General features: G+C 67.5%; 12 protein-coding genes. 11 read left to right on the top strand and 1 reads right to left on the bottom strand.

All coding sequences use genetic code 11. From position 1 onward, the window contains the following. Positions 1-838 precede the first annotated feature (838 nt). Complete coding sequence (locus AC5Y7V_RS01210) at positions 839-970, bottom strand: hypothetical protein (RefSeq protein ID WP_499878231.1); 132 nt, start codon at positions 968-970, stop codon at positions 839-841. Between AC5Y7V_RS01210 and AC5Y7V_RS01205 the strand changes: the two genes are divergently transcribed. The 11 genes from AC5Y7V_RS01205 (at position 963) to AC5Y7V_RS01155 (ending at position 13,339) form a co-directional block, all read left to right on the top strand. Then, positions 963-1,706: a DUF5631 domain-containing protein gene (locus tag AC5Y7V_RS01205; RefSeq protein WP_499878230.1), complete on the top strand. Its 744-nt coding sequence runs from the start codon at positions 963-965 to the stop codon at positions 1,704-1,706. The two genes, AC5Y7V_RS01210 and AC5Y7V_RS01205, sit on opposite strands and share 8 nt — an antisense overlap. An 87-nt stretch (positions 1,707-1,793) precedes the next feature. After that, the gene (locus tag AC5Y7V_RS01200; protein ID WP_499878229.1) at positions 1,794-2,708 is read left to right on the top strand and encodes a hypothetical protein; all 915 of its coding nucleotides are present in this window, start codon (positions 1,794-1,796) and stop codon (positions 2,706-2,708) included. 253 nt (positions 2,709-2,961) lie between these two features. Further along, on the top strand, positions 2,962-3,297 hold the full coding sequence (locus AC5Y7V_RS01195) for a DUF2710 family protein (protein WP_499878228.1): 336 nt from the start codon (positions 2,962-2,964) through the stop codon (positions 3,295-3,297). A 7-nt stretch (positions 3,298-3,304) separates the two neighbouring features. Further along, positions 3,305-4,123 (top strand): hypothetical protein, encoded by an 819-nt coding sequence (locus tag AC5Y7V_RS01190; protein WP_499878227.1) that lies wholly within the window; start codon positions 3,305-3,307, stop codon positions 4,121-4,123. A gap of 3 nt (positions 4,124-4,126) precedes the next feature. After that, the gene (eccB, locus tag AC5Y7V_RS01185; protein WP_499878226.1) at positions 4,127-5,611 is read left to right on the top strand and encodes a type VII secretion protein EccB; all 1,485 of its coding nucleotides are present in this window, start codon (positions 4,127-4,129) and stop codon (positions 5,609-5,611) included. A gap of 3 nt (positions 5,612-5,614) precedes the next feature. Beyond that, positions 5,615-9,823: a type VII secretion protein EccCa gene (eccCa, locus tag AC5Y7V_RS01180; RefSeq protein WP_499878225.1), complete on the top strand. Its 4,209-nt coding sequence runs from the start codon at positions 5,615-5,617 to the stop codon at positions 9,821-9,823. Positions 9,824-10,113: 290 nt separating this feature from the next. Further along, positions 10,114-10,413, top strand: a complete 300-nt coding sequence (locus tag AC5Y7V_RS01175; RefSeq protein WP_499878224.1) for a PE domain-containing protein — start codon at positions 10,114-10,116, stop codon at positions 10,411-10,413. A 9-nt stretch (positions 10,414-10,422) separates the two neighbouring features. Next, on the top strand, positions 10,423-11,616 hold the full coding sequence (locus tag AC5Y7V_RS01170; RefSeq protein ID WP_499878223.1) for a PPE domain-containing protein: 1,194 nt from the start codon (positions 10,423-10,425) through the stop codon (positions 11,614-11,616). 142 nt (positions 11,617-11,758) lie between these two features. Continuing rightward, on the top strand, positions 11,759-12,070 hold the full coding sequence (locus AC5Y7V_RS01165) for a WXG100 family type VII secretion target (protein ID WP_499878222.1): 312 nt from the start codon (positions 11,759-11,761) through the stop codon (positions 12,068-12,070). Between the two features lie 35 nt (positions 12,071-12,105). Further along, complete coding sequence (locus AC5Y7V_RS01160) at positions 12,106-12,393, top strand: WXG100 family type VII secretion target (protein ID WP_067007152.1); 288 nt, start codon at positions 12,106-12,108, stop codon at positions 12,391-12,393. Between the two features lie 115 nt (positions 12,394-12,508). Continuing rightward, positions 12,509-13,339, top strand: coding sequence for an ESX secretion-associated protein EspG (locus AC5Y7V_RS01155; protein WP_499878221.1), 831 nt, complete (start codon positions 12,509-12,511; stop codon positions 13,337-13,339). The last annotated feature ends 24 nt before the right edge of the window (positions 13,340-13,363 follow it).

Raw genomic sequence — 13,363 nt, 5'->3', positions numbered from 1 at the left:
CCAACGTCGAGAATTCAAAAGACCCAGCACCAATAAAGGTCGCGGAAATCGAGAAGTTAATCGCGGAAGCTAACGGCTTTGCTGCACACAAGTCTGCCGCGGCGGTTGCGGCACTCATGGATGCAACACAGAGGATCCTTAGCGCCGAGGGACTAGCGATGTCCCCTCAGGAGTTTGCTGCAAGTCATGGAGTCAATATGGGCGGCGGGGAGAAGCCACCCGCGGTCGGTGGCGGCGGCATCGATGCTGGCAACCATAGCGGCGGTGGAGGTCTCCAAACCGTTCATGAGGGCGGATTTAGTACTCAACCCAACGTCGGCGGGCCGCCTGGCTCCGGTGTGGGCGGGGGCGGCACAGGCGAGCCCGGCGGCGTTGGCGGTAGCGCGCCTATTGCTGCCCCAGCCGGCGGAGCCCAAATCCCGGGTGCACCCGCTGTCGCTTCGCCCCTACCCGGTGGCGGCGGACTCTCTCCAGCCGCCAGCTTGCCTGGGCTCTCGCCGAATCAGCTCGGTCAATCGTTCGCCCAAGGAATGATGACCGGTCAGCCGGCAGCTACCGGCGCCCAGAACTTGTCACAGGGGCTGATGAACGCAACGGGATCGTCGGCGACGGCACCACCCCAGGCGCCGGTCGCGTCACCGGTAGCACCAACGATTGCGGCCGGTGCCGTCGACTCCGCTGCAGTCGAGCACGGCTCGGGCGCATCGGTCGCCACCGGCTCCGGCGCCCCGGTGTCATCGACAGGCGGCGCGGTACCGGTCGCCGCGCCGATGCCGGTGTCAGCCCCGATGACGCCGGTGACGGGCGCTCCATCAGTCCCGGCGGGTCCACTTCCCGCCTACGGATCCGACTTGCGTCCCCCGGTCGTCGCGCCCCCGGCGGTGTCGGCGCCGACTACTCCGGTATCTGGCGCACCGGTAGCGCCGTCGCCGTCGACGTCGCCCTCGGCGGGCAGCCCGTTGATGTCCACAGTCCAGCGGGGCGCAGCCGGGCCGGCCGGGGCCGGCGCAGCGACTCCGGCGGGCGCAGCGGCGCTCTCCGCGGCAACCGGCGCCGTAGCTGGCGACGCATCGAGTCGGGCCGCCGAACAGCAGCGGCTGCAACGACTCGTGGACTCGGTGGCCCGCCAGGCGCCGGGCCTTTCATGGGCCGCCGGTTTGCGCGACGACGGCACAACGCTTTTGGCGTGCAGCATCGGGTGCGGGTGGATCCCGCCGAACGTGAAAATCCCGGTCGGGGTGAACCGACTGCTTGATCCGGCCCCACGCCGACCTGACGCAAGCGTGGTGGATCTGCTCGGCACCGTCACTGCTGTGGCGGTGCACAAGGCCCACGGATTCATCGCAAAGCCGGGACCCGATGACCCGCCGCTCACCGGTGACCGCCTCGCACGCACCGGCCCGGAAGTGGACGAGCTCGGCCCAACGCTGGTTGAGGCGGTTCGGCGTCGCGACGGATTGCCGCGAATCGCCCAGACCTTGGCACAGGCCGCGACCCGGGGAACAGGCGTCACCGAGAACGAGGTTGACGCGCTGCAGCACGAGCAGCAAGCCGCGTACAACAAAGCGCTGGAGGATCCCCACGACGTATCGCGGGCCGCCGACGGGATGCTCCTGGCGGCAGTACAGGCGCTGATTGAAGGCCACGAATGGCTGGCGCACTACCACGTAGCCTGGTACGAGGCGATTTCGGCAAAGCTGGGGTGACTACCCATTGACCGCCGGGGGATTTACCATGCGACTCACAACTACGCGGTTCGCGTGGCCGCGTTGCGAGGGTTTTGAGGTGCGAAAATGACGGGCGGGGGCTTCAAGGCGACTCCAGCGGACTTCGCTGGGATAGCTGGGGCGCCACAGTCACCACCGCCGATAATGCCGAACGGCCTTCCTCCGGGAGTTGGCGCGCCCGCTGATGGCGCCCAGGCCGCACTGGCAGCCGCCGGCAATCTCGGCGTAGGTGGCGACCAAGCATCCAGCGTCCAAGGCGATGCCGATCGTCGCGCTCACGCGCTCGACGCCGCGCAGAAGTTCCCCGCCAACGAGGCGCAGTCCTCACAGCAGTTCCAGCAGATCGCACAGATGATCCCGCAGATGGCCTCCGGGATCGCAGGTTCGCTCACGGGCGCACTCGGTGGCGTCATGGGGCCGCTCACGCAGCTTCCGCAACAGGCGATGCAGGCCGCCCAGAGCGCGATTCAGCCGCTGATGGGAGCCGCGAAGGGCGGCGAGGCCGCGGCCGCGCTGACCGACATGTCGGCGGAAGAACCCGGATTCGGCGGCGCCGGCGGCGGTGACGCCGGTGTGGGTGGCGGTGGTGGCGGCGCCGGCGGTGGCACCACCCCGACGGGATTCATGGGGCCGCCACCCGTTCCGTCGTCGTCGCCTCCGACCACCCCCGCGGCGGCGTCGGTCAAACCGGTGTCGGTGACGCAGACCGGTGGGATGCCGCCGCAGACCGGTCCGATGGGCATGACCGGCATGCCGATGATGCCCGGCGCCATGGGAGCGGGCGGTGACGGAAACAAGGACAAGCCCGCGGAAAAGCGCGTGACCGTCCCGGGCGTCCCCAACGGCCAGCCGGTCAAGGGCCGCTTGACGGTCCCGCCGAGCGTTCCCGTCACGAAGTCCGCTGACGGCAAACCGCCCGTCGTCGCCAAGCCCAACCGGCGGATCGTGATCGTGCCGACGGACGAAGAGCCCCAGGATTAATCCCAGAAACAAGCGCTGAAAACGGCAATCCTCGGTGCTGATCGGAGAAATGTCGGCTTTGAATTGCATTTCCAATTGCGTCCACGCGATGACCCCCAATACCGCCCAAAAGATGAGTAGTCGCTACCCCCTAGCGGCAGTAATGTCATGACCGTGCGGCCATTACCAACCGCGGTGGCAGCGACAGACGGCAAGGGGGCGCGTGTGGATCGGGGCGGCCAAACCGGCACGTGGGCCAGAAGTTATGGGAGTTGTGGCTGAGGTGTCCGATACGGATGCGGCGCGCCCCGACGCGGCGGCGGATAAGGCATTGGTCGACCAGGTCTTGGCCGATCTAAAGGCGAATTTCGAGAAATGGGAGGCCGTGCTGGCCGCCCAGGAGTCGGTGACTTTCACCGCCGACGTTGGTGACGTCTACGCGGTGTGCAATTCCGACGGGCGGCTCACCGGCCTGTCGTTGGCCCCCCACGTGGTGACGTCCTACTCGTGCCGGGAGTTGATGGACCGACTGAATATGGTTTTCGAGGCATTGCGCGAAGAAGCGCAGGCCGATTTCGATCGGAATTACGGTGGGGGAATCGTTGAATGATCCCGCGATGACGCACGCGGTGGCCGCCTTGTCGCGGGGCCACCGCCTCTTCGCCGGCGGCGATCCCGGCCACGACGCCGGCGAAACGCGCGCGCAGCTGCCTGCCTACGCCGATGGGATACGGCAGGTGACGACCCGGTCGGCCACCTCTGCGGCGAGACTGCGACGGCTCGCTGAGTCCGACGGGTCGCTGGCCGCGATCCTGGCGGCGGCACGCGCCGACCACTTTCAAGCGAAGACCGCGACGGGACTCAACCTGCACGCGGCAAGGGCAGATGCCGCGGCGGCGACCGACACGCCACTTGGCCGGCGTGAGGCGATGGCCCGCATGGCCGGTCGGTTGCGTGCGCAGCACGGGCACATTGTGCGGGCGCGGGCACGCGCTCGGATGTTGGCACTGCGCCTGCGGCGCCTGCGCTACGGCCATCGCCACGACAACGTCGGCAGCGGCCGCGCCGCGGTCCTGACGGCGATCCGTAAAGCCCTGGATATCAAGGGCATTCATGACCCGTTGGCCCGCGCCCGCTGGGAGCGCGGCATGGACCTGGTGGCCCGCCGCGAATCGAACTACGACGCCTACGCCGAAAACAACGGGGACTCCAACGCCGCGCGGGGCACGCCCAGCAAGGGTGCGTGGCAGTTCATCGCCCCGACCTTCGCCGCCTATCACCAACCCGGCACGTCGGCGAGCATCCACGACCTGGTCGCGCAGGCCTGCGCCTTCATCAACTACGCACAACGCCATTACGGCGTCGCCGCCGACGCGTCGGATTTGGCCGAACGGATCCAGCAGGCCGATCCGCGCCGCGGACCAAGGGGCTACTGAACAATGCCGTTGAGTTTGTCCAACCGCGACCAGAATTCGGGTCACTTGTTTTACAACCGTCGGCTGCGGGCGGCGACGACGCGCTTCTCGGTGCGAATGAAGCACGACGACCGCAAGCAGACCGCGGCTCTGGTGCTGTCGGTCGTGCTGGTGGCCATCGCGTCGGGCTGGATGGTGCTGCTCAATGTGATCAAACCCAGTGGCGTGGTAGGTGATTCGGCGATCATCGGCGATCGCGAATCCGGGGCCATCTACGCGCGCATCGAAGGCAGGTTGTACCCGGCACTCAATTTGACCTCGGCGCGGCTGGCGACGGGCACCGCCGGGCAGCCGACGTGGGTGAAGCCCGCCGAGATCGCCAAGTATCCGACCGGGCCGCTGGTCGGGATCCCGGGCGCGCCGGCGGCAATGCATGTGAACCGGGGCGCGGTTTCGGCGTGGGCGGTGTGCGATACGGCGGGTAGGCCGCGCACCGCGGACAAACCCGTTGTGACCTCCATCGCGGGCCAGCTCTTCGGCGGCCGCGCCGTCCCCATGGCAAAGGACGCGGGGCTGCTGGCGACGTTTCAGGGCGCCACCTATGTGATCTGGGGCGGGAAACGCTCGCAAATCGATCCCTCCGACAGGGCGGTGACGCTAAGCCTGGGCCTTGATCCGGGAGTCACTGTGCCCGTAGAGATCTCGCGTGCGCTGTTCGACGGGATGCCCGCCACGGAACCGCTCCGCGTCCCCAAGGTCCCCGAGGCCGGAACCCCGTCGAGGTGGCTGCCCGGCTCGCAGGTGGGAGCGGTGCTGCAGGCCCAAACCGCCGGCGGCGGCAGCCAGTTCTATGTGTTGCTCGCCGATGGCGTGCAGAAGGTGGGGGGCTTCGTGGCCGATCTGCTGCGCAGTGCGAACTCCTACGGGTCGGCGTCGCCGCGGACGGTCACACCGGACGTCCTGGTCAACATCCCCGAGGTGAGTTCGCTGACGGTGGACTACTACCCCACGGGCCATCTGAATTTCATTGACTCCGCGGCAAATCCGACGACGTGCGTCGGGTGGGAGAAGGCGTCGACGGATCCGCAGGCCCGCGTCGCCATCTACAACGGGCGCGGGCTTCCCGCGCCCTCGCCGATGGACAACCGGATCGTGCGCCTGGTCCGCGACGACCGCGACCCGGCATCCGTCGTGGCCAATCAGGTGCTGGTGTTGCCGGGTGCGGCCAACTTCGTGATATCGACGAGCGGCGTGATCACCAGCGACTCAAGGGAATCGCTGTTCTGGGTGGCCGACAACGGCGTGCGGTTCGGCATCGCTTCGGACGATTCGACCCTGCGCGCGCTGGGGCTGGATCCGGCGATGGCGGTTCAGGCGCCGTGGCCGTTGTTGCGGACATTTGCCGCGGGCCCGGCGTTGTCGCAACAGGCGGCGTTGGTGGCGCGCGACACGGTGCCCGCGACGGGGCAGGCGACCGTGGTGACGACATCGGCAAGGGCGGGAGGCTAGAGGGTGTCCAAGAGAGCGTTCCCCATCAACCGGGTCAAGATCCAGCCGCCGAAACCCGTTCGGGTGGCGCCGAACGCGCCGATCGCCCTGCCCGAGCGCGAACCGCGCAACATCTGGGTGATGATCGGCGTTCCGGCGCTGATCGTCGCGCTGATCGGCACGGTCGTCATGCTCTACGTCTCGGGCGTGCGCAGCCTGTCAACGGGGTTCTTCCCGTTGATGGGCATCGGCGCCTTCAGCATGCTGGCGTTTTCGGGCCGGTTCGGCCGTGCGCGCAAAATCACCTGGGGGGAACTGGAAAAGGGCCGCCGGCGCTACCTGCGCGACCTCGACGGCAACCGCGATGAGATCCAGACCGCGGTATGCGCGCAGCGCCATTGGCAGCAATCGGTGCATTCCGATCCCCGCGGGCTGGGAGCCATCATCGGTGGTCCGCGGATGTGGGAGCGCGGCTGCGGCGACGTCGACTTCCTGGAAGTGCGCCTCGGCACCGGCGTGCAGCACGCCCCCGATTCGGTGTTGTCGGTCACGTGGCCCGACATCGCCTCCGACGAGGAGCTGGAGCCGGTCACCGGCCAGGCGCTCCGCGATTTCATCTTGGAACAACGCAAGATTCGCGACATCGCCAAGGTGGTGAACCTGCGCTCGGCGCCCGGCTTCAGCTTCGTCGGCGAGGACCTGAACCGCGTCCGATCCCTGATGCGCTCGGTGCTGTGCTCGCTCGCGGTGTTCCACAACCCGCGTGACGTCAAGTTGATGGTGGTCACCCGCAACCCCGAGTTGTGGTCGTGGATGGTGTGGTTACCGCACAACCTGCACGACGAGCTGTTCGACGCGTGCGGGTGGCGGCGCCTGATCTTCGCCACCCCCGAGGAGCTCGAGGCGTCGCTGGGCGGCGAGCTGCACATGAAGGGCAGGCGCGGCCAGTGGACGCCGTTGGCTGCGGCCAGTCCGACCACCCTCGGCTCGACCCTGGAGACCGCCCAGCCCGACGCCGGCGCCGAGCTCGGCCCGCACTGGGTGATCGTCGATGACAACACCGGCAGCCCGGAGGCGTGGGAGAGCGTGGTCGGCCAAGTCGGCAAGGCCGGAATCACGGTGCTGCGCATAGCCTCTCGGCCCGGCATCGGGGTCGGGTTCGACAGGGACCAGCTCTACGAAATGAGCGAGCGACACACCGCCGTTGACGCTGCAACTAACGGCGCGGAAATGTCCCGCCGCAACGGCGACGGCGGCGCGGACGACGACACCCGCCCGGCTCCGCTCCTGCGCACCGGCGGGAAGTTCTTCGCCCACGCGGACCAGCTGTCGGTCCCGAGGGCCTACCGGTACGCGCGTTCCATGGCGCGGTGGTCACCGACCAGCAGCGCCGAGATCGCCGATTCGGCCAGCGGCGCGGCCGAGCTACTGCGGGCGCTGGGGATTAGCGACCCCCGCGACCTGGACGTCGACCGGCTGTGGGCCGAGCGGCGCGGCCGCGGCGACGAGCGGTGGTGCGAGATCCCGGTGGGTGCCAAGCCGAATGGCGAGCTGCAGAACGTGATCATCCGCGCAAAGGACTTCGGGGGCTTCGGATTTCACTCGGTGGTCATCGGGACCAGCGGCTCGGGCAAGTCGGAGTTCTTCCTGTCGTTGGTGTACGGCATCGCGCTGACGCACTCACCCGAGACGTTCAACGTGATCTTCGTCGACATGAAGTTCGAATCGGCGGCCCAGGACATCCTGGGCATCCCCCATGTGGTGGCCGCGCTGTCGAACCTCGGCAAGGACGAGCGGCACCTGGCCGAGCGGATGCGCCGGGTCATCGACGGTGAAATCAAGCAGCGCTACGAGCTTTTCACGTCGGTGGGGGCGCGGGACGCCAACGACTACGAGGAGATCCGCCTGGCCGGTCGCGATCTGCCGCCGGTGCCGGTGCTGCTGGTCATCGTCGACGAATACCTCGAGCTGTTCGCCAACCACGACAAGTGGATCAACCTGATCATCCACATCGGTCAGGAAGGCCGCGGCGCCAACGTCTTCTTCATGCTGGGCGGCCAGCGGCTGGACCTGTCGTCGCTGCAGAAAGTCAAGTCTAACATCGCATTTCGCATCGCGCTGCGCGCCGAATCCGGCGACGACAGCCGCGAGGTTATCGGCACCGACGCCGCCTACCACCTGCCGTCGAAGGAAAACGGTTTCGCGCTGCTCAAGGTGGGTCCCCGCGACCTGGAGCCGTTCCGCTGCTTCTACCTGTCCGCGCCGTTCGTCCTGCCCAAGAAGAGCCAGGTGGTGCGGACCGTGGACATGACCCTGACGCAGCCCCGGCTTTACAACTGGCAATATCAGCCGCTTGACTCCGCGGACGCCGCGGCGTTGGAGGCGGCGTCGGCCACCGACGAGGAACCCGACGAATTCCTTTTACACGACGACGGTTTCAAGAAGAAGAAGATCGTGGATGTGCTGCGGGAGTCGCTGCACGAGGTGCCGCACCGGGCGCCGCGCCGGCCATGGCTCGAGCCGCTGGAGCAGCCCGAGCCCGTCGACTCCCTGGTGTCGGGGTGGCGCGGAAAGCCGTGGCACGTCGACTACGGACGCAACCCGGGCCTGGTGTTCCCGGTCGGCATCATGGACATCCCCGAAGAATCCAAACAGGTCGTGTATTCCGTTGATGCGTTGCGCAGCAACATCATCGTGGTGGGCGCCAAACAGCGCGGCAAGACGACCACGATGATGACGCTGATGTGCTCGGCGGCGTTGATGTACACGCCATCGCGGGTGACGTTCTTCTGCGTCGGCGGGGCGACCATGGCCCAGATCGGGTCCCTACCGCATATCGCGGACATCGTGTCGCCCAAGGACACCGAGGGCATCGAGCGCATCTTGAGCAGCATGGACGCGCTGATCGACGCCCGCGAGGACGCATTCCGGCGCGCCAACATCGACCTCGACGGGTTCCGTGAGCGGCGGTTCGGACCGGGCAGCGACGGCCTGGGCGGGACCGATCCGAACGACCCGTTCGGCGATGTCTTCGTGGTGGTCGACGACTACGACGACCTCTACACCAAAGACATGCTCTTGGGCGATCGCATCATCTCGCTGAGCAGCCGCGGTCCCGAATACGGGGTGCACGTGATGTGCAGTGCCGGCGGCTGGATTCACGGGCAGCGGCAGAAGCTGCTGCAGAACGCCACCGCGCGCATCCAACTGCGGCTGGCCGAGCCGGGCGAGAGTCAGATGGGCCACTCGGCGATCGAGTCGCGCGAGGCTGCCCGTCGGACGGTGAACCGCCCCGGTTTTGGTCTGACGGACTCGCTGCACGAATTGCTGGTCGGCCTTCCCAAGGTGGTCGACCCGGCGACCCGCACGCTGGTGGACACCCCGGACGTCGGCGCGCGCATCGCCGAGGTCGCCGGGGTCACCAAGCACGCGGTCCTGCAACGGTTGCCGGAACGCGTTGAGCTGAGCGCGATTCTGGCGGCGCACGCCGGCGCCGAGGACCTGTCGATCGCGTTCGCGATCGGCGAGCGCCACCAGCTGGGCCCCGTGCCGCTGCGGCTGTCGGAGAGCCCCGGCATGATGATTCTCGGCCGGCAAGGCTGCGGAAAGAGCATGTCGCTGGTGGCCATCGGCGAGGCGGTCATGAGCCGGTTCAGTCCCGAAGAGGCCCAACTGACGCTGATCGACCCCAAGGCCGCCCCACATGGCCTACGGGACCTGCATGCCCCGGGTTATGTGCGCGCCTACGCCTACGACCAGGACGAGATCGACCGGGTCATCACCGAATTGGCCCAGCAAGTCCTGCTGCCGCGGTTGCCACCCAAGGGCCTCAGCCAGGAGGAGCTGCGCGCGCTCAAGCCGTGGGAGGGGACCCGGCACTTCGTGCTCATCGACGACGTCCAGGACCTGCGGACGGCGCAGACGCAGAGCTACCCGGCGACGGGACCGGTGGGCGCGGCGCTGTGGATGCTGATGGAACGCGCCCGCCAGATCGGCTTGCACGTGTTCACAACGCGCAACAGCACCAACTGGGCGACGCTGCAGATGGACCCGTGGATTAGGTATCAAACGTCGGCGAAAGTAGCGCAGCTTTACATGGACAACGATCCGCAGAACAAAATCAATCGGATCCTTCGCGCACAAGTGTTGCCGCCCGGACGCGGCTTGCTGGTGACCGACGAGTCCGACGTCGAGGGGATTTTGGTCGGGGTGCCGTCCGTATTCGCCGGATAATAAAGCCCAATGAATTCGGTGCAATTAATTGTGAAACCGACCCGCAGTGAAAATGCCAATTTCGGTCCAGGGCACCGAGAGTGACGCACGTTACAGAAGTGGCCCCAGCGATCTCTGCGCTGCAAGTGACATTAATTAGACGCAAGTACAACGGCTCTGAACAGGGTCGCCAAGAGAATTTGGTGGCCTGAGATTGGCGGATAGGAATTGTGAATACGCGATCTGCTCGCAGGCACTAGACTGATCGACATTCGCAGTGATTCGCCTGCGAGAGCGTTCGGAGGGAAATTATGTCGTTCTTCGTACAGCCCGAATCTGTCTTGGGCTCAGCCGGGGCGGAATCGGCAATCAGCGCGGAAGTCGAAGGGGCGGCCGCGTCCGCCGCGCCCGCACTGCTGGGCACTCTGCCCATGGGCAACGACCCCGACTCGGCCCTTTTCAGCACGGCTCTGAACGCGTGCGGTGGCGCCTATCTGGGTGTGGTCCAGGAGCACGCGGTGCAGCGGGGGTTGTTCGCGGGAACGCAGAGCGTCGCGTCGTGCGTCTACACCGCGACCGAGGCGGCGCGCAGCCTGGCGCTCGGGCTGTAAGCGGCGCTCATGCCTGATCCTGGGTGGGCGGCGCGTCCACCCGAAGCAAACGACCTCCTGCTCAAGCTCGGGACCGGCGTGGCCACGATGTTGGCGAACGGAGCCGCCTGGACCGCCGTGGGCGCCAGCCACCACGCTTCGGCGAGCGCGTCGATGATCAACACCGTCGTCACCTCGGCGGGCTGGCTGGGCATGGGGTCGGTGGGCTCGGCCGCGAGCGCCACCGCGCTCAACGCGTCGCTGCATGGCTTGGCCGGCTGGGTGGACATGAAGCCGGCGGTGGTCTCGGCGGCGATCGCGGCCTATCAGACGGCCAACGCCGCGATGCGCCCGGAGCCGGAGTGCACCGCGAACCGCGTCGAATGTGCCACCGACTACCACATCAACCCGATCGTGTTCGGGGCGCTGACGCCGCGCATCGGCTCGCTCGAGTTCGAGTACTACGGGGTGATGTGGCCGAACAACTCCGCGACGGGCGCCACCTACGGCGCCGTGCTCGCGGCGCTGGCCGAAAGTTTGGCAATACCACCGCCGTTGGCCACAATGGGCGCCTCGCCGGCGGCCCCCGCAGAGGCGGCCTCGGCGGTCGGTCAGGCGGCCGCCGATGCCGCGGCGGGCGACGGCATGCGTTCTGCCTTCCAGGGCGCGCAGTCCGGCACCACGGGCGCCGGTCAGGCCGCGGCGGGCGGCCAGGACATGGGCAGCCAAATCGGCACGTTCATGCAGCCGCTGCAGTCGATGATGGGTGCGGTCCCGCAGGCGCTGCAGGCACCGTCGCAGCTGATGCAGGCGCCGATGAGCGCGATGCAGCCGCTGCAGTCGATGATGGGCATGTTCGCCAATCCCGGCGCGCTTGGCGCCGGTGCCGCTACCCCCGCCTCGGCGGTCAGCGCGGTTTCCGCGGCGCCCGGGGCGGCGGGCGGCCTCGGCGGCGGAGGGGCCTCGCTCGGCGGCGGCGGCATGCCCGCGACCACATTCACCCGGCCGGTCAGCGCGTTCGAGCCGGGCAGCAGTGGTCGCCCGGTGGGGTTGCGGCCCAGCGGGGCGCTGGGTGCCGAATCGGTGCGCTCCCCGACGACGACGACGGCGGGCGGTACGGGTGTCGGCGGCATGCCGGTGGGCCATGCGGCCGGCGGACACGGTGGGTCCCACAGGAAGTCCGAGCAGCCCGCCACGGTCCGCGTCGTCGACGAAAGAGTTTGAAACGGCCTGATCAGAGGGTGAATCGACACATCTGAACAGCCGCCATACACTTCGACGCATCCCCCCGGGGAGGCACAGGGGAAACAACAAAACAAAAGGAAACCGTTAGCCGGAGAAGGAGAAGGCAACCGTGTCAATTCGTGTGGACGGAGACGTGCTGCGCAGCACGAGCGATGCGATCCAATCGCACATGGAGCATGCCATCGCGATCGCGCAGGGCTACCTCGCAAACCAGGAAAACGTGATGAACCCCGCGACATGGTCGGGTGACGCCGTTGTCGCTTCGCATGTCACGGCTTCCGAGGTGTCGAACGACCTCAACAAGATCTTGACGGGCGGCACGCGCCTGGCCGAGGGCCTCAAGCAGGCCGCGGCGCTGATGGAAGGTCATGAGGCCGACTCGCAAGCCGCCTTCCGCGCCCTGTTCGGCGGCACCGCGCACAACATCACTTAATCGAGACCCCGTATCGCTTCAGAGAGGAATTCACCATGACAAATCCCATCGCTTACAACCCCGGGCCCGTGGCCGATTTCGCCGCGGACGTGGGTTCTCGCGCCGGCCAGCTCGACGCCATTCACGCCGACGTCGCGAACAAGACCAACGCCCTTCAGGAATTCTTCGCCGGCGTCGGCGCAATGGGATTCTTCGATGCGCAATACCAAATGCTGTCGGGGCTGCAGGGCCTCATCGACACGGTGCGCCAGCACGGTCAGACGACCGGCCACGTGCTCGAGGCCGCTATCCAGACCGACCGCCAAATCGGCCACCTGTTCTGAAATCGCCTGCCCCGGAGGCGTTTCGGCGCCTCGGGGGCGTGACCAAGGTGGGGCGCCGGGTCCGCATGTGCCCCACCTTCGGCATGTGTGGCGAGTGGGCTGAGGTGAATTTGGCGTGCTGACAACGACTATCGACGGCCTGTGGGTGTTGCAGGCGGTGACCGGGGTGGAGCAGCTGTGCCCCGAGCTGGGCCTCCGGCCGCTGTTGCCGCGGCTGGAGACCCCGGAGATGGCGCTGCGCCACCCGGTCGTCGCCGAACTGAAAGCCTGCGGAGCCCTCGACGAGTCCGGCAACGCCGACCCGATGATCCGGGAATGGATGACCGTCCTGTTGCGGCGCGACCTCGGGCTACTGCTCCTGATCAACGTGCCGGGGCGCGAGCCCACCCGCGCCGCAATCTGCCGGTTCGCCAGTTGGTGGGTGGTGCTGGAACGCCACGGGGACCTGGTACGGCTTTACCCCGCGGGCACCGCCAGCGAGTCGGCCACGGCCACCGAGCTCGTGGTGGGCCAGGTCGAACGGCTCTGCGGGGTCGCCGAAGCGGCGCCGCTGCGGCCGGTGACCTTGGATAGCGCGGAGCTGCTCGAGTCGGTGCACGACGCCGCCAGCCTGAAATCGTTTCTGCTCAAACAGCGTTTGGATGTCGACCAGCTGCACATCCTCACGATGGCCGCCGATCCCGAACGTTCGGCGCACGCGGCGATCATCGCGGTGCAGGCCGGCGCCGGACCCGATCAAACGGCCCGTTTTGCGATCGCGGACTCATCGGTCGCGATCATGGACACCATGGCCGGGCGGCTGTGCGTGGAAGGCGTGACGTCGGGCGGACGCCGCTACCAGGTTCTGTCACCGGGGTCGCGCAGCGACATCGGTGCGGCCGTGCAGCGGCTCATTCAAAGCCTGCCCGCCGGCGAGGAGTGGTACTCCTACCGGCGCGTCGTCTGACAACGTCGCAAAAGAGGCGTTACA

This window comes from Mycobacterium sp. NGS34 (assembly GCF_059812845.1).
The sequence above is the reverse complement of the archived record's forward strand: the minus strand, read 5'-3'. Positions and strand labels throughout refer to the sequence as shown.

What these genes read in the sequence shown, in the direction of transcription:
- AC5Y7V_RS01205 (WP_499878230.1), top strand. Translation starts at nt 963, where the DNA reads ATGTCCACAGTCCAGCGGGGCGCAGCCGGGCCGGCCGGGGCCGGCGCA.
- eccB (WP_499878226.1), top strand. Translation starts at nt 4,127, where the DNA reads ATGCCGTTGAGTTTGTCCAACCGCGACCAGAATTCGGGTCACTTGTTT.
- AC5Y7V_RS01190 (WP_499878227.1), top strand. Translation starts at nt 3,305, where the DNA reads ATGACGCACGCGGTGGCCGCCTTGTCGCGGGGCCACCGCCTCTTCGCC.
- AC5Y7V_RS01175 (WP_499878224.1), top strand. Translation starts at nt 10,114, where the DNA reads ATGTCGTTCTTCGTACAGCCCGAATCTGTCTTGGGCTCAGCCGGGGCG.
- AC5Y7V_RS01170 (WP_499878223.1), top strand. Translation starts at nt 10,423, where the DNA reads ATGCCTGATCCTGGGTGGGCGGCGCGTCCACCCGAAGCAAACGACCTC.
- AC5Y7V_RS01200 (WP_499878229.1), top strand. Translation starts at nt 1,794, where the DNA reads ATGACGGGCGGGGGCTTCAAGGCGACTCCAGCGGACTTCGCTGGGATA.
- AC5Y7V_RS01160 (WP_067007152.1), top strand. Translation starts at nt 12,106, where the DNA reads ATGACAAATCCCATCGCTTACAACCCCGGGCCCGTGGCCGATTTCGCC.